The sequence below is a fragment of the Tepidibacillus decaturensis genome (assembly GCF_001561915.1).
GTDB lineage: Bacteria > Bacillota > Bacilli > Tepidibacillales > Tepidibacillaceae > Tepidibacillus_B > Tepidibacillus_B infernus.
In genome coordinates, this window is the sequence record NZ_LSKU01000001.1 from 1,089,216 (window position 1) to 1,111,051 (window position 21,836).

A 21,836-nucleotide genomic window follows, 5' to 3' on the forward strand; every position below is an offset into this window, starting at 1 on the left:
TCTCCTACTTTTTTTTGGACTTTGTAATCAACCGCCACCAACAACACTAACAATTTCTACTTTATCTGTTTCTTGAAGGATTCTTATATCATAATGATCTTTGGGGATAATTTCCAAATTGATTTCTACGACTACAAGTGTTTGGTTTAGTTTAAGTTCATTTAACAACTCAGCCACCGTTTTTCCTGCAAATCCTGTGATTTCTTTACCATTAACAACCAAATTACCGCCTCCCTATGCCTAAATTTTATTAAGATGAAAAAGTGCTATTTGGGAAATAAGAACAAGGCTATAAAAAAGCCAAAAACCGCCCAATAATGAGCGGTTTAACTACGTTAAATTTAAACTTATGTTTTCCCTCCGCTGGCATTACCCAGATCAGGTTATTGGTCGATAGCGAATGATAGCTATCCTCTCAGCCTGTTTTCACAAGCTCCCATAACATATTAATTTTTTCATATATAAAAGTATCACAGTCAGATTTTATTAGCAATATTTTTTAGTTCTTCGTTTGTGTCAAGTTTTTCTCGATCAACCTTTAACACTAGCAGTTACAGCAATCTATTATTGTACACTTTCCATAGCTACCACGCTATCGCTTGGTGGTCTGGGTTAATTAGTTAGGTCTAAGGAACCTAACTAATTAACCCAGGTATTTCGAATACTCACTTTCATATGTATCCAACCATAACGTAAAATCATCTAGATTGTGTTCTTTTAAAGCCTTTCTTATTGAATCCTTGTACTCGCTCTTCCCACCACCTATTGCCCTATTTAATGCCTGTGCAATATGATAGGGGTCTAACTGGTTTAAAACAGCATAACGAGACTGTGAAAAGGCTTCTTGAAACTTCTCCGCAGTATAGCCTTGTCCTCCATCGCTATTTGAAACAATCTGTGTATTTTCTAATGAATATTGATGTGCGGTAAATGCCTGAACTTCTTTCCAAAAATCTGCAGTTAATTGAGTCGTCATAATAACTTTTGGTTCGCGCAAAGCTACCCGTTTCCCGTTCTTTTCCCATCCTTCATGTACAACGGCATGGCGAACTTCTAAACTTTTTTTCTTCTCCGTTCCTTTAATAAATACGCCATCTGCCTCCACGTATAAATAAATCTACTTTTTTACTTTCTGGCAAAGATGCAGCTTCATCTAACTCGATAACCATTTCTTTATCCGCCTGTGCTTGTGCTTTTCCTACACGTCTTACGATCCTTCCTAAGGTTTGATGACTAATGTTAACTGCTGTCCATTCCTGTAATATACGTGCGGATTCGCGATAGGTACTCTCACTTGCTAGTTCTGCTACTTTCACTTCAACTAAAGGACTATATCGCTGGTATTTCCGTATTCCTATCCACTCATCAAAAGTATAGTGAGAGTCCCCCTTTTTGTCACCCATTAATGTATGTTGGAAACGTACAGCGCCAAAGGTAAATTGAATCGTTTTCCAATCTTCCCTTTTTACGAACCAACCTTTTTCTTGTTGTTTTTCCTTAATAACTTGGTTTAGCTGAGTAAAAATCTCCCCTATCAAAGAAGCAAATACTTCATGCATATAAATTTGAATGTTTTCCTCTAACTCAATTAAATTATTTGTATTCTTTATTAACTGATATAATCTTGATATAATATTATCCATGAGAAGGCCTCTTTCTAAAATGTATTTGCGTGGAAGCATACATTTATGATAGAACGCCTTCTCTTTTTTGGCTAGTATTTCCTATTAAAATCCTCGAGAATTATTTTACACATAGTAGTTCTTCACTATTTCTTAAAATATTTTCAAACTCATATTGTTTAACGTGGAAACTAAATAATAAAATGGATGTAAAGAATTTAACTCAGAATTTTATAAGGAGCCAATTATGATCGAGAAAGCACATCAAATACTAAAAGAATACTATGGCTATGATAATTTTAGAGGGGGCCAAGAGAATATTATAACTAGTATCCTAGAAAAAAAGGACACCGTTGCCATTATGCCTACGGGAGCAGGAAAATCGCTATGCTACCAAGTCCCTGCCCTATTATTTGAAGGAGTAACTATAGTGATTTCTCCATTGATCTCATTGATGAAAGACCAAGTAGATTCCCTTGAAGATATAGGAATTCCTGCTACCTTCATAAACAGTTCATTAAGTGTTTCGGAAACGAATAGAAGAATTGATGGTGTAAACCAAGGTAAGTATAAACTATTATATATTGCCCCAGAAAGATTAGAAAATGAAGGCTTTGCTGAACTGATTAAAGGGCTTGAAATATCTCTTGTTGCAGTAGACGAAGCTCACTGTGTATCGCAATGGGGTCATGATTTTAGGCCAAGCTATCGTTATATTTTTTCTTTTATCAAGCAATTACCACAAAGACCTACGATTGCTGCTTTCACAGCTACTGCGACTGAAGAAGTAAAAAATGATATTATTCATCTATTGAGGCTGTATAAGCCAAATCTGTTTGTTACGGGTTTTAACCGTGAAAATCTATTTTTTTCCGTTGTTAAAGGGGAAAACAAAAAAGATTATATACTGGATTATGCTCGGAGTCACAAAAATCAAGTAGGGATTATTTATGCAGCTACACGTAAAGAAGTAGAAACAATCTATAAAGAATTAAAGCAAATAGGTTTAAAACCTGCAAAATATCATGCGGGATTAGGCACAGAAGAACGAAAGCGGAATCAGGATGCTTTTCTTTTTGATGATGCCAACATTATGGTCGCAACTAATGCTTTTGGTATGGGAATTGATAAATCAAATGTCCGGTATGTTATTCATTTTAATCTACCGAAAAATATGGAAGCTTACTATCAAGAAGCAGGACGTGCGGGTCGAGATGGTGAACCTAGTGAATGTATCTTATTATTTGGTCCACAGGATGTAATGATCCAAAAATTTATGATTGAGCAAACAGTAATGGCTCCAGAGAGAAAAAGGAACGAATATAATAAGCTGCAGGAAATGGTAGATTATTGTTATACACCGAATTGTCTCCGTAAATATATTTTAGAATATTTTGGTGAAGAAAATATACCTGATTCTTGTGGCTATTGTAGTACTTGTACTAATGATAGTGAGCTTGTGGATATTACTGAAGATGCATTAAAAATTTTCTCTTGTATTTTTCGCTTAAAAGAACGCTTTGGTAGTACCTTAGTGGCTCAAGTACTGAAAGGATCAAAGAATAAAAAAATAATTGAGTTGGGCTTTGATCGTTTATCCACCTATGGGATTATGAGTCAATATACAGAAAAAGAGATTAGAGATATTATAAATGTCTTAGTAGCAGATGGGTATCTAAATTTAACAAGTGGGCAATATCCTATATTAAAAATAACTGCAAAATCAGTTAATGTTCTAAAAAATGGCGAAAAGGTTTATCAAAAAGTACATAAGAAAAAGGATAATCTAATTGAGGATAATACATTATTTGATTTGCTGAGAAAGCTGAGAAAAGAGATTTCTTCTAAGGAAAACCTACCGCCTTATGTCATTTTTCCAGATAGTACGTTACTTGATATGGCTAGGTTATATCCAGTAGATGCTGAAGCATTATTAAATATTAAAGGTGTTGGCCAAAATAAACTGCAAAAATATGGTGATCTATTTTTAGCTGAGATTAGAAAGTATGTGGATGAAAATAAGATCAATATTAGTGTATAGATATCAATCATTAAGAGAACCCACTAGGCCTCAAAAAACATTTAAGGCTATGGTGGGTTCTTTTTTACCTTTCTGAACCGTCATTTGAAGAAGAATAATTTTTTAAGATCATCGAGCGATCATATGAATCCTTCTCAATTTTTCTTTCTTTTAAGATACAGATATGCTAATATTGTTTATCTTTATTTATCATTTATACCATTCAAAAATATAGAAGTTATTATTTAATCAAGATTTTTTTTGGCTGCCTTTTGATCAATCACTTTGATAAATTGATCCTTACCCTTAATATATTCCTCAATATCATAGGGATACTTTTTGGCTAGTTCTTCTTTCAAATTAGAATAGAATTCTGCTTCATCTGGATGCTTGATAAGATAATCTCTAAACCGAATGTGCCGATCAATCTCTTTATTTCCTGTTTGAAAGATGTGAACGTGATGTGTTCGATTAAATTCATCCCCCTTTATGAAAAATCTTCGATTCACAATTCCGTTTTCGCCTTTAGAAATATATCCTAATTGGTATAGCTTGTAATTGAAATGATCAACTTCATCTATTTCTTTAACTTCGATTAACATGTCTATAATCGGTTTCGCTTTTATACCAGGAATAGCTGTACTACCGATATGGTGAATATCACTAATAAGATTACCAAATACCTCTCTTAGGATGTTTGCTTCATGATCAAATTGTTGCTTCCATTCTGATTGATGACAAACAACTTCCACTTTTCTCTTAGTTTCCATTGTAAAATACCTCATTCCATTCTTCTTTCAATGAATCCCTAAACTATCACTCCATCAGAGCAGGGTTCGATTTCCGAAAAAGATTCAACCCCTTTCTTATATCCCATTCACTAATATTAAGCAGGTCATGAATTGGATATTCTAATACATCTCGTTTCTCATCTATGGACAAATACCACTAAGGTTGATGTATATAGATAAATCGAACGTCATAATCACTGTCTTTTGAAGGGAAACCCCACGCTACGTTATTTTCTGTTTTTCCCAGATAAATGATCAATCGTCAGCTTTAAGACCTTTGTCCTATCTTGATTTTTCTCTAAATATATCATACCCTTTTCCATATTTCCAGTCGCATACTTTTTTAGAAATGCAATTAAACTTTCCCTTTTCTCCTCGACTTCAACTTCTTCAATTTTCCCGAAAACAATGACACTTTGATATCTCATACTAAATTGTTCAGGCAATGGCTTGGTTTGTCCAACAACGCAAAAAGATACCTTGTTATTACGGCCAAGAATCTCAAGCTTATGCCCCTCTGTTGCACAATGAAAATAGATAGCCCCATTTATGTACACATAACTAAGAGGAACACCATAGGCATAATCATTATTAGCAGCCATAGATAATACACCATAATCCCCCGATTTCAACAATTGTAGCGTAGCTTCTTGATCCATTTTTCTCTCTTTTCTTCTGATCTCTTTGAACATGTCAGTTCCCCCATTTTTAGCATTTATGAATATCTCTTCATTGCCTTGAATATTTTCCAGTGTTAGTTCGCCATCTATTATCTCGCTCATGACAAAAACTTTAAGATTTTGAATTAGTTACGTTTTTGCATTATATTTAAAGTTCTTCTAATTTGTTAAATTCCCTTCAATATCTAAGTGGTTTTTCAATTTTTTAAACTTAAACATTAAAAAAGCGTTAATAAGATTACAAGAATCTTAATAAACGCTCTATAGCTGTTCAATTTTATACCCCAACAATTACTCCACAAGCCATTCGTTTTCCTGCATCTCCAGCTGGTTGTGTTCTATAGTCATCAGGATTAAGATGTAAAATAACTGACTTACCTATGACGTCATTCACTCTAAACTTATTGGTAAAAAAGTTCATTCTTGCATAACCGCCATTAGAGAAAATGACTGGAAAGTCTCCTGCATGATTGCCATGTGGCTGATTTGTAGGATTCCAATGGCCACCTGCTGCTTCAAATGGGGATTGTGGATCTCCTACTGTGCAGTTACCGTTCACATGAATGTGAAAACCATGAGGTCCAATTGGATCCTGGTCTCCTTTTGCAGGTTGATAGGGTGGAAGTCCACGAAGTTCCACAAAAACCTCCGTTCCATTTGCTACACTTATAAAAGCGACAAAACCAGAGATTGTAGGTGCTAAGGGTCCACCCTTGATTTGAGCATACGCACGCTTATAAACTCGTTGGTTGATATCGATAGGATAATAGGGATTGTAATAGAAGTAAGGATCAAAAACCGTCATAGTAAATACTAACCCTCCTTGTTATTTAAGATCCCTTTATCCTACGTCATGAATTGGGTATCTGTGTAAGTACAATTTGACTTAATGCTTATCTTCTGTTATTATATATAGTTGTATTTAACTCAGAAATCATTTTTTTAAAGGTGAAAAGAAAAACTGGCGTTTTACTTAATTTTTCATAGAGACTTATTCACACTGGATCGGCTAAAGAGCCGTAAGGATGTTTGAGAGGCAGGGCTAACGTCGTTTAAGTTTAGAATAAATATGTGGAATATTGCCGCGGCAAGGATATTATTTATATGAGTTATTAAATACTTCATTCACAAACGAACTAGGTGATTCATCTAGTTCGTTTTCTATTTCCTTTTTTTAACTAATGATCTAATCTTAATTTTAATGTAAAAAATAAACATACCTATTCTTTAGGTATGCTTATTCTTAATCCTAGAAATCATTTGTTCACCAAAACACATTACTTTACTTTTACCGCGGTACCTGTTGCAATACACATCATCATTCCGTCTCGTAAAGTTTCAAAATCTAAATCTACTCCAATCACTGCATTAGCGCCTAAACTTCTAGCTTTTTCTTTCATCTCTTGAATGGCAATTGATCTACCTTCTGCTAATTTACTTTCATAAGCACTACTCCGGCCACCAATAATATCTGTAATACCAGCAAGAAAATCACGAACTACATTTGCTCCCATAATGGCTTCCCCAGTTACAATATCAATATATTCTTCGATGGTTTTCCCTTCTAATGAATGGGTGGTTGTAATAATCATAACAATCATCTCCTTATTTAAAATTTTCCCCTTACTTAGAATATTCATTTTCTTTTTCTGCATACATTGTATTTGAAAAAAGAACCAGAGACAATATCTCTAGTTCTTTAGCTAAAGCTTTCATTTACTCATTTTTTATATTACTTATATTACGTAAAAATAATTTGGCCACCTGCAGATAAATTGTAGAAATCTCCTACGGTAAGGATATCCTCTAATTGGTCACAAAAATCTTCTTTCTTAAGTTTAAACATTTCAACCGTAGCAAGACATGCATACAATTTACCACCAGCATCGCTGATCATTTCAATAAATTCGGGAACAGGCGGAATATCTAATTCTTCCATCTGTTTTTTCATCATATTCGTTGCGATTGTTGACATCCCTGGAAGAGCACCAATTAAAGTGGGAATGCCTAAGGCTGGGTTTCCTACCGTTGCAACCTTGATGTTATTCATTTTCTTTTTGGTAATGGCATCTAATCCGAAGAATGTGAAAAACACATTTACTTCTATACCTGCCATTCTAGCGCCATTTGCCATAATTAGTCCAGGATAAACACCTTCTAATGAACCTTTCGAGATGACAATAGATAATTTTTTAATTTTTTCATTCTCAGCCATCCTGATCCCCCATTTATACACAGCTTGCTGGTTTGCTTAATCCAGCAACTTTAGCTGCTTTTACTAGTGGACCATCTGGATATAATTCGTACAATTCTTTTGTAGAAATACCCCCAACTTTATTTACCCTTCTAATGGTTGGAAGCTTCCCATTTTCTTGGAAGTCCTTTTGTAAAAACTCAATGACCTTCCAATGTCTTTCAGTTAATTCTTCGATACCCACTTCTTTTGCCAATTCTACAGCAATCTCTTTGTTCCACTGTGCTGGATTTGTTAAGTATCCCTCCTCGTTAACATCCACAGTAAATCCAGCAATTAATTTTTCAGCCATATTTTTTACCTCCCCTTAAAAATTATTTTTTTATTTTTAAAAAAAGCTTAAAAACATTTGTATAGACCTCACCTGTTATAGTTTCTTTCCACTCGTTTTCATATGTGGTGGTACAGTTGGGATTGGAATACCCTTTAATAACATATTCCAGTAAATAAATTTGAACGCCATTTTGCCAAGATGGTTAATTCTCGTTTCTTTTAGTAATGAAAATGGTCCAATGCCTGGCAATGGGAATGTGCCTTCTACTGGTTCAACATCATAGTTAAAATCAATTAAAAATGCTTTGTTATAACCAGATTCAATATAGCAATTGGCATGGCCATCAAACTTTGCTTCTAAAGGTTTATTATTGATAAAGCTAATGATATTTTCTGTTAAGATTTCTGCTTCAAAATGCGCTACAGAACCTGCTTTTGAAGCTGGAATATCCGTGGCATCACCAATTACAAAAATATTATCATGTGCTTTAGACTGTAATGTGTGTTTATCTGTAGGCACAAAATTTAATTCGTCACCTAAATCAGATCGTTCGATTAACTCATCACCCATATTGGTTGGGATTGTCACTAAGAGATCATAATTTACTTCTTTTCCGTCTAATGACACCAGTTTATTATTCTCTGACTCTATGTGGCTTACATTAAAATTAGGAACAAGTTTAATGTTTTTTTCTTCAAATAGTTTTCCTAAGACTGCTGATGCTCTTGGTTTTGTAAATGCACTTCCGAGAGGTGTAACATAGGTAATTTCTACATCCTTTCGAATCCCTTTTTCAGTAAAGAACCAATCAGATAGGAAGAGAAATTCTAGTGGTGCAACAGGACATTTGATTGGCATTTCGGCTAGGTGAACGACTAATTTTCCACCATTCCATTCTTTGAATTTATCCCTTAAAGCGATTGAACCATCGAAGGTATAAAAGTCGAAAATATTCTTTCTCCAGCCCTCATCAAGCCCTTCTATTTCAGAAGGAACAATCCTACAACCCGTTGCAATGATTAAAATATCATAATGTAACGTAGTATTATTTTCTAGGATAACTTGGTTTTTTTCCGCCTCAATTACTTGAATAGGAGATTGAATAAATTCAATTTGATTTGGAATAAATTGTTTTTTCTGTTTTACTACATCTTTCTCAGAATAAATTTCAAATGGAATAAAAAGGAAACCTGGTTGATAATAATGCTTTTCTTCTTGGTCAACAATTGTGATGGACCATTCATTATTGTTTAATTTCTTATTAAGATGGTTTGCCATCATGGTACCAGCTGTTCCAGCACCTAAGATTAATAGCTTCTTCATTTGTACCTCCCCTTACTATCTAAAATGAATATCTGAACTTATCATTTATTGTTCTTGTGATACACCCTCCTTAAATCAGAATTAAGTAACAAATATGTATGAAATTTTGGAAAAGGTTATTTATGAAGTGGATTAAGTATGTTGATTCTATTATTTGATAAATTAATATTATCATATAATTCTTTTTGTTTAAGATTCATTTTAAAACGTTTTGTGACAATAATTTGAATATTTTTTAATCTTTATACAATAAGAAAGGGACTTTTTTTGTTAAATATCATACGGAAATATAAACAGTTCTAGGCTTTGAAATATTCGTATGTGATGGTTTTACATCCTCTTTTTTTTGGTAAACTCATTATTAGTGGATTTTAAAAACATTAGTGGAAAGGTGCGCAAAATGAGTATTTTAACAGTCAAAAATTTAAGCCACGGATTTGGAGATCGAGCAATTTTTAATGATGTTTCCTTCCGACTTTTAAAAGGTGAACATATAGGTTTAATTGGTGCAAATGGTGAAGGTAAATCTACTTTTATGAATATCATTACAAGGAGACTAGAACCAGATGCAGGGCAAATCGAATGGGCTAAGAATGTTAGAGTTGGTTATCTTGACCAACACACTATACTTGAAAAAGGTATAACCATTCGCGATGTTCTAAAAAGTGCCTTTCAATATCTCTTTGATCTTGAAACTGATATGAACAGAATGTATGAAAAAATGGGAGAAGTAACACCAGAAAAACTAGAACAGCTTTTAGAAAATGTTGGTGTGATTCAAGATATGTTAACAAATAATGACTTTTACATTATAGATTCCAAAATTGAGGAAATTGGCCGAGGACTTGGATTGACCGATATCGGACTCGATAAGGATGTACAGGAACTTAGTGGTGGACAAAGAACAAAAGTATTACTTGCAAAATTATTACTTGAAAAGCCTGACATTCTTTTGTTGGACGAACCTACAAACTATCTTGATGAACAACATATTGAATGGTTAAAACGCTATTTGCAAGAATATGAAAATGCTTTTATCTTAATCTCACATGATATTCCGTTTCTTAATAGCGTAGTTAACTTAATTTATCATATGGAAAATCAAGAATTAAATCGTTATCCTGGTGATTATGATAATTTTCTTCAAGTTTATGAAGTGAAGAAACAGCAGCAGGAATACAAAAAACAGCAACAAGAAATTGCAGAGCTTAAAGATTTTGTTGCTAGAAACAAAGCGCGTGTTTCTACGAGAAATATGGCAATGTCAAGGCAGAAAAAGCTAGATAAGATGGATGTAATTGAGCTCGCAAAAGAGAAACCAAAGCCGGAATTTCATTTCAAGGAAGCAAGAACCTCTGGTAAATTGGTTTTTGAAACGAGGAATTTGATCATAGGATACGACGAACCACTTTCGAAGCCTTTAAATTTGCGAATGGAACGTGGACAGAAAATTGCATTGGTTGGTGCAAATGGAATTGGTAAAACCACACTGCTTAGAAGCATTCTTGGGGAAAATAAACCAATCTCAGGATCTGTTGAACTTGGTGAATATTTATCTATTGGATATTTTGAACAAGAGATAAATGAAACAAATAATAAAACGTGTATTGAAGAATTTTGGGATGAGTTTCCCTCCTATACACAGTATGAAGTACGTGCAGCTTTGGCAAAATGTGGCTTAACGACAAAGCATATTGAAAGTAAAATCGTTGTATTAAGTGGTGGAGAAAAAGCAAAAGTACGTTTATCTAAACTAATCAATAAAGAAACAAATTTATTAGTTTTAGACGAGCCTACGAACCACTTAGATATCGATGCAAAAGAAGAGCTGAAACGCGCTTTAAAGGAATATAAAGGTAGTATCCTTTTAATCAGTCATGAGCCTGAGTTTTATAAAGATATTGTAACAGATATTTGGAACGGGGAATCCTGGACAACCAAATTGGTATAGCAAAACACCCCTAGATTGTGAATAAGTAAAATGAATCCATTCCTATTTTTGGAAATGGCTTCATTGTTCTAATCAATTAAATCTTTTCTTTAACAGGTTCGTTCCAACATTCAACATTTTCCAAACCGGAAATATTTTTTTGATAAAATACAGGTTCTTTTCCTTCTTTCCTCTGCTTGAGATAATCATTTAAGGCATCAAATGCATATTTACCTAAAAGTGTAATAGCGATTAAGTTAATCAAAGCCATTAAACCCATAAATAGATCTGCCATATCCCAAACGATTTGAATTTTAGCAAAGGTACCCAATGATCAGTACAAAAAAAACAGCGATTACCTTCGCTATTTTTTTAATTGGAAAAGAAAGCTTTCTTTTCATTATATTATGATGGGACCCCATAAAAGTAATCGGAATACGCTTCGAAGGAGCTCGTCACTTTTGTGGGATATCTTATATTCGTGGAACGTTCTTACCATAAAAAATTTCGATCATTTCTTTCTTTATTCTTTTCTTAATTTTTTTCCTTTCTCCTGGTGACAACTCTTTCTTAGCTGTCCCAAATAAATAATGATCCAGATCAAATTCTTTTAGAATCATTTTTGTATGAAAAATTTTCTCCTGATAAACATTTACATCAATCATTTGATACATATCACGAGTTTTGCTTGTCATGAAGTTTTGTATGGAATTAATTTTGTGATCGATATAATATTTTTTTCCATTTACATCACGAGTAAAACCTCTTACACGATAATCAATGGTTGCAATATCTGGCTCAAAACTTGTAATCAAATAATTAAGGGCTTTAAGTGGTGAAATTTCTCCACATGTAGAGACATCAATATCTGCACGAAGTGTACTAATTCCCTTGTCTGGGTGATTTTCAGGATAGGTATGAACCGTAATATGACTTTTGTCGAGGTGGCCTACGACCGCTTCAGACGATGGACCGGGCGATTCATTTTCGGTTAGCTTTATGGGCTCATCATTAAAAACCTCATTTTCAGCAACTAACATCGTAACACTCGCTCCCTGAGGATCATAATCCTGATTAGCAATATTTAAAATATTAGCACCTATTATTTTCGATACGTCGGTTAATATTTTTACAAGTCGATCCGCATTATACTCTTCATCTATATATTGAATATATTCTTGATTTTTTGCCTGATTCAAAGCATAAGCAATATCATAAAAGTTGAAACTAAGCGTTTTTGTAAGATTGTTGAAACCATAAAGCTTTAACTTTTTGTTAATTGGTTTAATATCCATCTTTTCACCCTCAATATACAAAAATTGCTAAATCCAGTCCTAAAAATATTGTGTGATAAGAAACAAATAATATACCTTCTTTTGCGGAGATGAAATGGAATGATAAAACAAAAATACTAAAAGTAATACGTCAGGTAAATGGAAAGTAGAAGGTAAAATTTTTGTCGATTATTTTGTTCAGATTTAGCAATATTCTGTCATATCTTGCGCTTGCCCGGGAAAACTTTAGGAAACTGCGATGGTGTATTGCCCTTTACGGGAAAAATCCCGTCTCTTTTTTGAACGATTCATACAATTTCTATTATAACAATCTTTTGCGTTATGTGTATCAAAGCTGTCTACAGTATTAAATAATGAAGCAAAATGCTGATTTGAAATTTATTTAGAAATTTTCACGATGGTTCTTCCACGAACTTTTCCTTTAACAATTTTATCTAAAGTATCTGGTAATTGAACAAGCGTTATTTCGTTAACCAATTGTTCAAACAGTCCTTCAGGTTTCCATTCGTTGGACATCTTTTTCCAAACTTCAACACGTACATCCATTGGACAGTAAACAGAATCAATACCAAGTAAGTTAACACCACGTAATATAAATGGGAAAACAGTTGTAGGAATTTCAACCCCTCCAGTAAGTCCAAAAGCTGCAACCGATCCACCGTATTTTGTTGTGCTTATAACATAAGCAAGTGTTTTCCCACCAACGGCATCAATTGCTCCTGCCCAGTTTTGTTTTCCTAAAGCTTTGATTTTTTCAGGGATTAACTCATTTCGATCTATGATTTTTTTTGCTCCAATTTTTTGTAAATACTCGTGTTCTGTAGTTTTTCCGGTACTTGCTACCACTTCATATTTGAGTTTGGATAACATTGCAACTGCTATACTTCCTGCTCCACCGGTAGCGCCTGTGACAAGTATTGGACCATTTTCAGGTTGGACACCATTTTCTTGCAAACGTTTAATCGCAAGAGCAGCAGTAAAACCAGCTGTTCCATATATCATCGCTTCTCTCATACTTAGGCCTTTAGGTAAAGGGACAATCCAATCCGCAGGAACTCTTGCATATTCACTAAATCCACCAAAATGTGAAACACCTAGTTCATAGCTTGTAACGATCACCTCATCCCCCTCTTTAAAGCGGAAATCTTTTGATGAGATGACTACACCTACTAAATCTATTCCTGGAATGAAGGGATATGTTTGGACGATTTTTCCTTCTGGGATACTTGCTAACCCGTCCTTATAATTAACGCTTGAATAGTGTACTTTAATTAAAACATCACCTTCAGGAAGGTCTGTTAAAGCTAATTGCTTAACTTGTACTGAAAAAGATTCTTCTGTTTTGTCTACAACTAGAGCTTTAAATTGATTTTCCATCATAAAACCTCCGTTTTTTTGTTTTTAAAAGTGATCTATTCAGGTAAATGTTCTGGATAGATGATCATATCTTCATCTATTTATTAATTGCTCTTTATTTAGCCACTTATTTTCATCTTACAAAATCATCACTTTCTAAAAGATTTGCTTTTTATTATAACAAGAAAGAATAAAATAAGGAAAGATGGTGATATTTAGCAATCTTTTCTTTATGTTTTTACCCGTTTTTAAAATTAGTTTATTTCCACAATTACAGATGTTTTTAATTGACTATTAAGCGCAAAAGCATCCTGTTCTTCGCTCGAAATCCCTAAATCCTCCTCGTAATATATTGAAATGATTATAAAAACACAGGCATTTCTATAGCAAGAATCATGATGTGTTATAATGGTTCTATTGGAGGTGAGTAACATGGATCGGACAAAGCAAAAGGTAGTTTGTGACCTTTCATGGTGTCAATTAAATTTTTGGTTTGATGAAGATGGAGTAGGACAAGTCCTTCTCATCGATAAAAAAGATCCAAGTATGAATATAGAAACGACTGTAGTTTGGTTTGTAAGTAAATTTTTGAGATCGGCAGCATTTATCTTAACGAATATTCCAGAAATTGATGAGTTTCGTAAATGGGTTCTTCGTGGGAAGAAAGCCCTTGAAGAATATTATGATACGCTTCCTGAAGTGAAATAGAGAATTAGGCCATACGATGATCATATTTTTCAAGCCATAACATGAAGAATGAAGAAATCCCTGCTACAATCCCTACCAAGACCCAACCATTTTCAATCGTGAAAGTTTTTAGTAATGTGCCCATGCCTAAAGGCCCAAGCGTGTGTCCTAAACCCATAATCATTGGTAAAACGGCATTCATTCTTCCACGGTGGGAAGCTGGCGTATGGTTTACGATAAAAGGGGTAACACTGATCGATAAAATGATCTCCCCTAAGGTAAAAATAAAAGCTGAGACAAAGAAAAATACTAATGTATTTAACATGCTTAGCATTCCAAAGCCAAAAGCATAGAGAATCCCACCATATACAATTCGTCTAATCACTTTCATATGTTCAGATATTTTGGTGACGAATGGTGTAAAGAGCATAACGATAAGTCCATTAAATCCTGAAACGAGCCCAAAATATTGAGCACCTCTCTCTGCAAAATTCTCCATCATTTGCATAGGCATTAAAAATGACCATTGAGAATAGGCAAAATTATAACCAAATGCGAAGATGGAGAAATAGATGAGGATTGGTCTTTTGGCTAAAACAGCAAAAATAGACCCTTCTTCTCTTTTTCTAACGATCTTTTTTCATCTGTAATTTCCTCTTTCGTTTTGCCAATGGTTTCTTTAATAAAAAATAGAATGAGACTTAAAGAAATCAAAGCAGTAAAGGCATCACCAATGAATACCCATGGAAGATGGTTTTTGTATAGAATTCCACCAAGAACTGGCCCTACTGCAAATCCTATATTCCATCCCATGTAAGAAAGAGCAAAGGCCCCACTCCGATTTTCTGGGGTTGTTAAATCAGCAATTAAGGAATCGTGAGCTGGTCCAGCCGTAAACATGGCTAACCCTGCAAACATCAGAATATAGACCATTGTCATAGAAGGTTCTGTTAACCCCGCAACGATATAAAGGATGATAGCAAAACTATCAAAAAATAGGATTACTTTTTTCCTTCCAATCGTATCAGCTAATTTTCCACCTAGTAAAGATGCAGGCATAAAAAACAAACCAGACAGACTGATATAAAGTCCCGCTGTTTCTTTTGAAAGTCCAATTTTGTCAGTCAATATGATTGTTAATAATGGCATGACAAAGCTTCCAAGGGCGTTGATAATCCTTGCAACAAAAATAATATAAATTTCTTTTGGCAAACCTCTGTATGGACTTAATAAAGATTTAATACTAGCCACTTCATTTCCCTCCTTTGTCAATAAGAAACCACAAAAGCAATGATCTTGTATCATTAAAAAAAGTCATGGTCCTATATGCAAAAAGACATATAGAATTTCCATGACTTTATCGAACATCGTTTAATCCTATAATAAAAAAGGCATAAAAAAGTCACAGAATCGTTACGACCTGTGACACCCTTAATTTATCCTTAATTATTCATACGCATCTCTTAAAACAGATTCAACAGGTCGTTATATGGGATTTTAGATACTTTATCAGTTTGAAAAAAGATTACAGTTCTCATGGATAACGACCTCCTTGTAAGTAATATATAAAGCAAAACTTCAATTGCTAGTAAAATATACCATTGATTAAAGCTGTCTGTCAATCCTTGTTTTTTAATTATTCAACTCCATTTCCTTATATTCGTTCCAACGATCTCTAGCCATCTTCAATATTTTAGGGGTTACATTTTTATCCTCAAAGATCATGCTAAACCATCTTCTCATTTTTTCATAATCTCCTAAACGACCCTGTAGTTCACCAATGAGATAAATGAACGTATATTTGTCCATAGGAATTTTATCAAGATCCTCTGTTTCATAAATTTCATAGTAGGTATCAAGTGCATTTTTTAAGAAGCGAAGCTCTTCTTCTTTATTTTGTAAGTAGCGGTTTATCCAAGCTATTCTCATACATAGATTTGCTATGATAAAATTTTGTTCCTCCAAAATCGTTGCAGTGTATAAAGCAAGTTTATAACTATATATTGCATCCTGAATACTTCTCTTCTTACATAATTGTGGAACTTGGATTTTATCAATATAGTCTTGTTTTATCCGATTATTTTTTAATTCCCGTATAGGGGAAAAACTATCTGTAAATGCAAAACCACAATGAGGACAAACATTCACTTCATAAAATAAAGGATTTACTCCTTCATAATAAGGACAATAATCTGCATCTCTTTTGATTACTTTAGTTTTGCTTTGCCGCATTTTTAATGTTTTAAAATCTTCTTTACAATACAGGCATTTTATTTTTTTCTCATAAAAAACTTCATCCACAAAATCATACCCTTTCTTTTAAAACAAAACCTTTTTGAAAATTTTGCTTTCTAGCTACTTCGATAACTAGCGTGAATTTCCTGCCATTTCACAAAATCAATTTTTATTTATGCAAACGCTTGCGCTTTTCTAGTTTTAAGGATAATATGGAGTTAGATGATTAAGGAGAGGTGCTAACATGAAACAATTTCAAGCAGATGAATGGAAAGTTATTGAAGATGGGTTACATCTCAAAGAAAATCGGCTTGCAGAGAGCATGATGAGTTTAGGTAATGGCCATATGGGAATGCGTGGCAACTTTGAGGAAGATTTTTCAGGTGATTCACTTCAAGGAACTTATGTTGCAGGAGTCTATTACCCAGATAAAACCCGTGTTGGTTGGTGGAAAAATGGTTATCCAGAATATTTTGCAAAGGTATTAAATGCAACCAACTTTATCGGAATTCAAGTTGAAATCAATGGTCAAAATCTTGATCTAGCAAAAGCAAACGTTAAGGATTTTAAACGAGAGCTTAATATGAAACATGGTTATCTTCTTCGTTCTTTTACTGTTACGGATGAACAAAATCGGCAAACGCAAATCGAAGTAATTCGTTTTTTAAGTATTGATGACAAAGAAATAGCTGTCATTTCTTACAGAGTTACTCCACTTAATTATGTTGGAGAAATTAAATTTACTCCATATCTTGATGGTGATGTGCGGAATGAAGATGCCAACTATGATGAGAAATTTTGGCTTGAAGTAAGTAAAGCGGTTACACCTTTTTCAGGAGTCTTGACCTTAAAAACTAAAAAACTTGATTTTCTGGTCACAACGGCGATGAAAGTTGCTATTGATGGTGATGTGATTGGGCAAGTTGAAGTTTATGAAAAAGAGAAATACGTTAGTAATACGATTACTGTTAAAGCAAATGCGAATAAACCAGTGACTTTATTTAAATATGTTGCTGTTACTACCAATCGTGATTATCAAAATGAAGAACTTGAAAAGATTGCAAATCTACGTGTAGAAGTTGCCTATAATCAAGGGTTTAACTCTTTATTCCAAGCACAACAACAGGCTTGGGAATCCCGTTGGAAAGAGAGTGATATTGTTATTGAAGGAGATATTGCCGCTCAACAAGGAATTCGTTTTAATATTTTTCAATTGTATCAAACCTATGATGGCGAAGACCCAAGATTGAATATCGGACCAAAAGGTTTTACTGGTGAAAAGTATGGTGGAAGTACCTATTGGGATACTGAGGCATACTGTCTTCCTTTTTATTTAAGCACTTCTGATCCAAGCATTGCTAGAAATCTACTAATTTATCGTTACAATCATTTAGAAAAAGCAAAAGAAAATGCAGCAAAACTTGGATTAAAAGGTGCACTCTATCCGATGGTAACGATGAATGGTGAAGAATGTCATAATGAATGGGAAATCACCTTTGAAGAAATCCATCGAAATGGTGCTATTGCTCATGCGATTTACAACTATGTAAATTATACAGGTGATCAATCTTATCTTTCGGAATATGGATTTGAAGTATTAGCAGAAATAAGCCGTTTCTGGGCGGATCGGGTCAATTATCAGCCGCAAAAAGATGTGTATATGATCCTAGGTGTGACAGGTCCAAACGAATATGAAAACAACGTAAATAATAACTGGTATACCAATCGCATTGCTTCTTGGACTTTAGAATACACGTTAGAAGTTATGGACTACTTAAAAGCTAACTATCCATCCCGTCTAAAGGATCTAATCGAGAAACTTGCCTTACAGGATCAAGAAATTGAAAAATGGAAAGAAATCATTGCGAAGATGTATTATCCTGTAGAAGAAAACTTAGGAATTTTCTTGCAACAGGATGGTTATTTAGATAAAGTACAACTATTTGTCAAAGATTTACCGAAAGAGGAGTTACCATTAAACCAACACTGGTCTTGGGATCGTATTTTACGTTCATGCTTTATTAAACAAGCAGATGTTTTACAAGGTCTTTACTTCTTAAATGATCAATATACTTTAGAACAGAAAAAAAATAACTTTGATTTTTATGAACCGCGGACAGTTCATGAATCTTCTCTTTCTCCTTGTGTTCATTCTATTCTTGCAGCTGAAATCGGTTATGAAGATAAAGCCTATGAATTGTATTTACGGACAGCTCGTCTAGATCTAGATAATTATAATAATGATACAGATGACGGGTTGCACATTACGAGTATGGCTGGATCCTGGCTTTCTATTGTCCATGGCTTTGCAGGAATGAGAGTCCGGAGTGGAATGATTACCTTTAAACCCTTTATTCCAAAAGCTTGGGAAGCCTACTCATTTAAAATCTTATTCCGTGGCCATTTATTAAAGGTTTCTGTCAATAAAGACGAAGTCATAATTACACAGGAACAAGGTCAATCTTTTGAAGTAAAAGTATATGATCAAATGGTTACCATTCTTGAAAATAATTCTGTAAAGATTACTACTCAAGCCTAATTGATTTAGAAAAAGAAGCAACCGTCATTGGTTGCTTCTTAGATTTTAATTTTCATTAGAAAATGCCGGTAAGAAAATGTGAACGATAGTTCCAAGTCCTTGCTTACTTTTGAACTCCATTCTTCCTTGATGATTTTTAATAATACGATGACTAACCATGAGACCTAACCCAGTTCCTTTTTCTTTCGTCGTATAGAAGGGCTCACCTAGTTTAGATAACAATTGCTCTGGAATGCCTTGCCCTTCATCGATAAAAGTAACTAGGATTTCATTCGTGTTCTCTACCCTGTTTAGTTTTATCGTAATTTTTCCACCATCTGGCATTGCTTCTATGGCATTTTTCACTAAATTGATAAAAACTTGTTTTAACTGATTTTCTTCACATCGGATCATCGGTAGATCTGATTCAAAGTCGGTGACGATTTCAACATTCGCCATAATGGCTTTAGACCCAAGTAAGGTAATTACATGCTGTAATAATTCTTCCACAGATTTCTTTTGTAATTGAATTTCTTGAGGTTTTGCTAGCATCAATAGCTCACTGATAATCGTTTCAATTCGTTTTAATTCAGAGAGCATAATCTGATAGTATTCTTCTTTTTCTGTTGCACTTGACTGTAAAATCTGTGTAAATCCTTTAAGAGAAGTTAAAGGATTACGAATCTCATGTGCGATTCCTGCTGCTAATTGACTAATGGCTGATAGTTTTTCGGATTTTCTAATCATCTCTTCCGCTTTTTTTCGTTCAAAAATATCTCGAGCAACAATTTGAATGCTGGATTTACCTTCATATTGAATGGGAATAGCAAGAACTTCTACATAAATAACTCGTCCATCTAATGAAATAAATCTTCTTTCTATGTAATCAACGTAATCAACGCAAGGTTTTTCTGTCATGACCTGTTTCATTTTCTTTGCGAATATTTGATGTTCATCTGGGTGAATAAAATCGTAGATAGATCTTCCGATTATTTCTTTCTCTTTTCCTATTGCACCAAGTAATTGTCGGCCCGTGGTATTTACATAGGACCATACCCCATCAGTAGAAACAGCAATCATATCAGGGGAATGTTCTATTAAGAGCCGATATCGTTCTTTACTATTTCTAAGTTCCCTTTCTATTCTCTTTCTCTCTATCATCTCTCTTCGTAATTTTTTATACATAATGGTGATTTGGCTTTTACTTACTTCAGCTTGGGAAAATAATTGGTGCATATTTTGAATGAGCCCGATTAATACGATGAAATAGCTCAAATTTTTTAAAATATGAGAAATAGCTAAATCAATGATTTCGTCTGAAAATAGTAAAATAAGTTCAGCTTTAAAACTAAAAATAAAGGATAAAATGAGCCAATGATCAAAGTTCTTGTTCTTCCATTCTCCTTTTTGAATATAGCCAAGGATGAGAAAAAAATACAAAAATGTTGGAGAATTATTTAAGATGTCAAATGGAAGAGTGGTCTTCTCGATATTCCCTAATATGAAATGATCTTTTAGAAAAAACGAATGAGGAGAAAAAATAGAAAAAATTAAACTTGTGATAATCATAATAAAAGCGATCACATATATATAATAATTTTTAAGTTTTCCTCTGTCCCAAAGCTTGTACTCTTTTTGCCAGGAAAAATAACTGAGTAGTAAAAGGATAGGCAAAAAAATGCGTGAGGTCAAGTAACACCATGTTGTAATGGAAGGTAATTTATCAATATGTTTGATGAAAAATGTAGAAGTTAGAATTCCATGAATACCTTGTAAAAATGCAGTACCAATATATCCTGTGCTTAACAAAAGAAATGTATTATTTTTTTTGCTATAAAATCTTGTCAATGCGATAACTCCAACGAAAAAGGATAGAATTGATCCAAATGTCTCTATATGAGTGTGAAGATTTATGTTTCTTTCCATATGCAGTTTACTAATAATAAAGTAGAATATAGTTTGAAAGATATAGGTAAACAAATAAATATTTAGCCTAATTACAGTGTTCATTCTTTTATTTCCTCATCCTTTATAGCTAGTAAGTAAGACCTATGACAAAAAGACTATTTTAAGTATATCTTCGACAAGATCCTTCAAAATCCTTTTAATTTTTAATTAAAGGAAATATTTAAAATAGAATAGACCACAGCTTCTAGCTATGGTCTATATTTAAAGGTAAGAAGTATAATTTTAATAGCGATCGAATAAAGAATGTACAATCCCAATGTAATACTCTGATTCACGCCGGATATGATTTATAACCGTTATGGCGATTTGATTGTCGGCAATTGCCTTGCTATTGGTGAGTAGTTGATTCAATAACATCACAAATTGTTGACTTTGATTTTGCGAGAAATGAATAAGTTGCATGATTTCCTGATGTGTCTGTGGTGGAATATTTGGCCCTGATCTAACAACAGTTTCTACATACTTTACAACTTTCCCCTCGGTCTCTGCAAAGGACTCTTCCCACTTTCTTAAAGCTTCAATATATTGTAATTCTAAACCCGGTGCAATTTGTCGAATAACCACAGTATGTTCTGTTTCTTGTCTTTTCCAAAATTCAGCTTCATCTAATATTCTTAATGGCATCATATCTCCATAATAGAATTGCATGATCATCCTCTCCCTTTTTAAAAAATGGATTCCAATTCATTCTATTTCATGACTTTACTATTCTTACCTCTTCTCTTCAATATTTTTAAAATTGTCTCAAAAATTCCACTAGTAAGATAATACTTGTACATATAAAATATAAAGATGTCATGGATTAGGAACCATTTTTTAATCAAATTTTTTAACCAAATAAAAAAAGCATATAATATACTATGCTTTTTGAAATTAACCCCCT

General features: G+C 33.7%; 21 protein-coding genes, 2 pseudogenes and 1 riboswitch. Of the genes and pseudogenes, 4 read left to right on the forward strand and 19 right to left on the reverse strand.

Translation table 11 applies throughout. The features are described 5' to 3' along the window. Window positions 1–27: 27 nt before the first annotated feature. The 3 genes from thiS to U473_RS15380 all read right to left on the reverse strand — a co-directional run bounded on the left by thiS (window position 28) and on the right by U473_RS15380 (window position 1,643). Window positions 28–222: a sulfur carrier protein ThiS gene (thiS, locus tag U473_RS05330; RefSeq protein WP_068724110.1), complete on the reverse strand. Its 195-nt coding sequence runs from the start codon at window positions 220–222 to the stop codon at window positions 28–30. 115 nt (window positions 223–337) lie between these two features. Next, window positions 338–450, reverse strand: a riboswitch (TPP riboswitch). A gap of 193 nt (window positions 451–643) precedes the next feature. After that, window positions 644–1,105, reverse strand: coding sequence for a UPF0236 family transposase-like protein (locus tag U473_RS15375; RefSeq protein WP_068724113.1), 462 nt, complete (start codon window positions 1,103–1,105; stop codon window positions 644–646). Beyond that, window positions 1,080–1,643 carry a UPF0236 family transposase-like protein gene (locus U473_RS15380; RefSeq protein ID WP_068724115.1) on the reverse strand — a complete coding sequence of 188 codons (564 nt, stop codon included), beginning with the start codon at window positions 1,641–1,643 and terminating at the stop codon, window positions 1,080–1,082. The genes U473_RS15375 and U473_RS15380 overlap by 26 nt, the downstream gene beginning before the upstream one ends. A 226-nt stretch (window positions 1,644–1,869) precedes the next feature. Here U473_RS15380 and recQ point away from each other — a divergent pair, with 226 nt between their 5' ends. Further along, entirely contained in the window at window positions 1,870–3,663 is a 1,794-nt protein-coding gene (recQ, locus tag U473_RS05345; protein ID WP_068724118.1) for a DNA helicase RecQ, read from the forward strand. A gap of 224 nt (window positions 3,664–3,887) precedes the next feature. Here the strand turns inward: recQ and U473_RS05350 are convergent, their stop codons facing one another. From U473_RS05350 to sqr, 8 genes and pseudogenes are all read right to left on the reverse strand, one after another. Beyond that, window positions 3,888–4,412 (reverse strand): GrpB family protein, encoded by a 525-nt coding sequence (locus tag U473_RS05350; protein ID WP_068724120.1) that lies wholly within the window; start codon window positions 4,410–4,412, stop codon window positions 3,888–3,890. 49 nt (window positions 4,413–4,461) lie between these two features. Continuing rightward, window positions 4,462–4,692, reverse strand: a pseudogene (locus tag U473_RS14185) (DNA polymerase beta superfamily protein); the annotation flags it as partial. Continuing rightward, window positions 4,661–5,125 carry a pyridoxamine 5'-phosphate oxidase family protein gene (locus U473_RS05355; RefSeq protein ID WP_068724121.1) on the reverse strand — a complete coding sequence of 155 codons (465 nt, stop codon included), beginning with the start codon at window positions 5,123–5,125 and terminating at the stop codon, window positions 4,661–4,663. The gene U473_RS05355 and the pseudogene U473_RS14185, both read right to left, overlap by 32 nt. 265 nt (window positions 5,126–5,390) lie before the next feature. After that, window positions 5,391–5,918: a superoxide dismutase family protein gene (locus tag U473_RS05360; protein WP_068724122.1), complete on the reverse strand. Its 528-nt coding sequence runs from the start codon at window positions 5,916–5,918 to the stop codon at window positions 5,391–5,393. A 472-nt stretch (window positions 5,919–6,390) separates the two neighbouring features. Further along, window positions 6,391–6,705 carry a YbjQ family protein gene (locus U473_RS05365; protein ID WP_068724123.1) on the reverse strand — a complete coding sequence of 105 codons (315 nt, stop codon included), beginning with the start codon at window positions 6,703–6,705 and terminating at the stop codon, window positions 6,391–6,393. Window positions 6,706–6,854: 149 nt separating this feature from the next. Then, the gene (locus U473_RS05370) at window positions 6,855–7,328 is read right to left on the reverse strand and encodes a DsrE/DsrF/DrsH-like family protein (RefSeq protein ID WP_068724124.1); all 474 of its coding nucleotides are present in this window, start codon (window positions 7,326–7,328) and stop codon (window positions 6,855–6,857) included. A gap of 13 nt (window positions 7,329–7,341) precedes the next feature. Further along, window positions 7,342–7,659 carry a TusE/DsrC/DsvC family sulfur relay protein gene (locus tag U473_RS05375; RefSeq protein WP_068724125.1) on the reverse strand — a complete coding sequence of 106 codons (318 nt, stop codon included), beginning with the start codon at window positions 7,657–7,659 and terminating at the stop codon, window positions 7,342–7,344. Between the two features lie 75 nt (window positions 7,660–7,734). Continuing rightward, complete coding sequence (sqr, locus tag U473_RS05380; RefSeq protein ID WP_068724126.1) at window positions 7,735–8,964, reverse strand: type III sulfide quinone reductase, selenoprotein subtype; 1,230 nt, start codon at window positions 8,962–8,964, stop codon at window positions 7,735–7,737. 400 nt (window positions 8,965–9,364) lie between these two features. On the opposite strand from sqr, the gene U473_RS05385 reads away from it, so the two are divergent. Further along, the gene (locus U473_RS05385; protein WP_068724128.1) at window positions 9,365–10,915 is read left to right on the forward strand and encodes an ABC-F family ATP-binding cassette domain-containing protein; all 1,551 of its coding nucleotides are present in this window, start codon (window positions 9,365–9,367) and stop codon (window positions 10,913–10,915) included. A gap of 76 nt (window positions 10,916–10,991) precedes the next feature. Here the strand turns inward: U473_RS05385 and U473_RS05390 are convergent. The 3 genes and pseudogenes from U473_RS05390 to U473_RS05400 all read right to left on the reverse strand — a co-directional run. Beyond that, window positions 10,992–11,225 (reverse strand): annotated as a pseudogene (locus tag U473_RS05390) (alanine:cation symporter family protein); the annotation flags it as partial. Window positions 11,226–11,367: 142 nt separating this feature from the next. Then, window positions 11,368–12,189, reverse strand: coding sequence for an adenosylmethionine decarboxylase (speD, locus tag U473_RS05395; protein WP_068724130.1), 822 nt, complete (start codon window positions 12,187–12,189; stop codon window positions 11,368–11,370). Between the two features lie 378 nt (window positions 12,190–12,567). Further along, on the reverse strand, window positions 12,568–13,566 hold the full coding sequence (locus U473_RS05400) for an NADPH:quinone oxidoreductase family protein (RefSeq protein WP_068724132.1): 999 nt from the start codon (window positions 13,564–13,566) through the stop codon (window positions 12,568–12,570). Between the two features lie 411 nt (window positions 13,567–13,977). Between U473_RS05400 and U473_RS05405 the strand changes: the two genes are divergently transcribed. Then, window positions 13,978–14,253 (forward strand): hypothetical protein, encoded by a 276-nt coding sequence (locus U473_RS05405; protein WP_068724134.1) that lies wholly within the window; start codon window positions 13,978–13,980, stop codon window positions 14,251–14,253. A 4-nt stretch (window positions 14,254–14,257) separates the two neighbouring features. Here the strand turns inward: U473_RS05405 and U473_RS15385 are convergent, their stop codons facing one another. The 3 genes from U473_RS15385 to U473_RS05415 form a co-directional block, all read right to left on the reverse strand. Next, on the reverse strand, window positions 14,258–14,866 hold the full coding sequence (locus U473_RS15385) for an MFS transporter (protein WP_201024207.1): 609 nt from the start codon (window positions 14,864–14,866) through the stop codon (window positions 14,258–14,260). Beyond that, window positions 14,824–15,483 (reverse strand): MFS transporter, encoded by a 660-nt coding sequence (locus U473_RS15390; RefSeq protein WP_201024145.1) that lies wholly within the window; start codon window positions 15,481–15,483, stop codon window positions 14,824–14,826. Before U473_RS15390 ends, U473_RS15385 begins: the two co-directional genes overlap by 43 nt. A gap of 381 nt (window positions 15,484–15,864) precedes the next feature. Beyond that, the gene (locus U473_RS05415) at window positions 15,865–16,533 is read right to left on the reverse strand and encodes a DUF2225 domain-containing protein (protein WP_068724137.1); all 669 of its coding nucleotides are present in this window, start codon (window positions 16,531–16,533) and stop codon (window positions 15,865–15,867) included. A gap of 178 nt (window positions 16,534–16,711) precedes the next feature. Here U473_RS05415 and U473_RS05420 point away from each other — a divergent pair, with 178 nt between their 5' ends. Beyond that, complete coding sequence (locus tag U473_RS05420) at window positions 16,712–19,006, forward strand: glycoside hydrolase family 65 protein (protein WP_068724139.1); 2,295 nt, start codon at window positions 16,712–16,714, stop codon at window positions 19,004–19,006. Window positions 19,007–19,051: 45 nt separating this feature from the next. On the opposite strand, the gene U473_RS14190 is transcribed toward U473_RS05420, so the two are convergent. Together U473_RS14190 and U473_RS05430 are read right to left on the reverse strand one after the other, a co-directional pair. Next, entirely contained in the window at window positions 19,052–20,995 is a 1,944-nt protein-coding gene (locus tag U473_RS14190; protein WP_082732389.1) for an ATP-binding protein, read from the reverse strand. A gap of 180 nt (window positions 20,996–21,175) precedes the next feature. Further along, complete coding sequence (locus U473_RS05430) at window positions 21,176–21,601, reverse strand: DUF2935 domain-containing protein (RefSeq protein WP_068724141.1); 426 nt, start codon at window positions 21,599–21,601, stop codon at window positions 21,176–21,178. Window positions 21,602–21,836 lie beyond the last annotated feature (235 nt).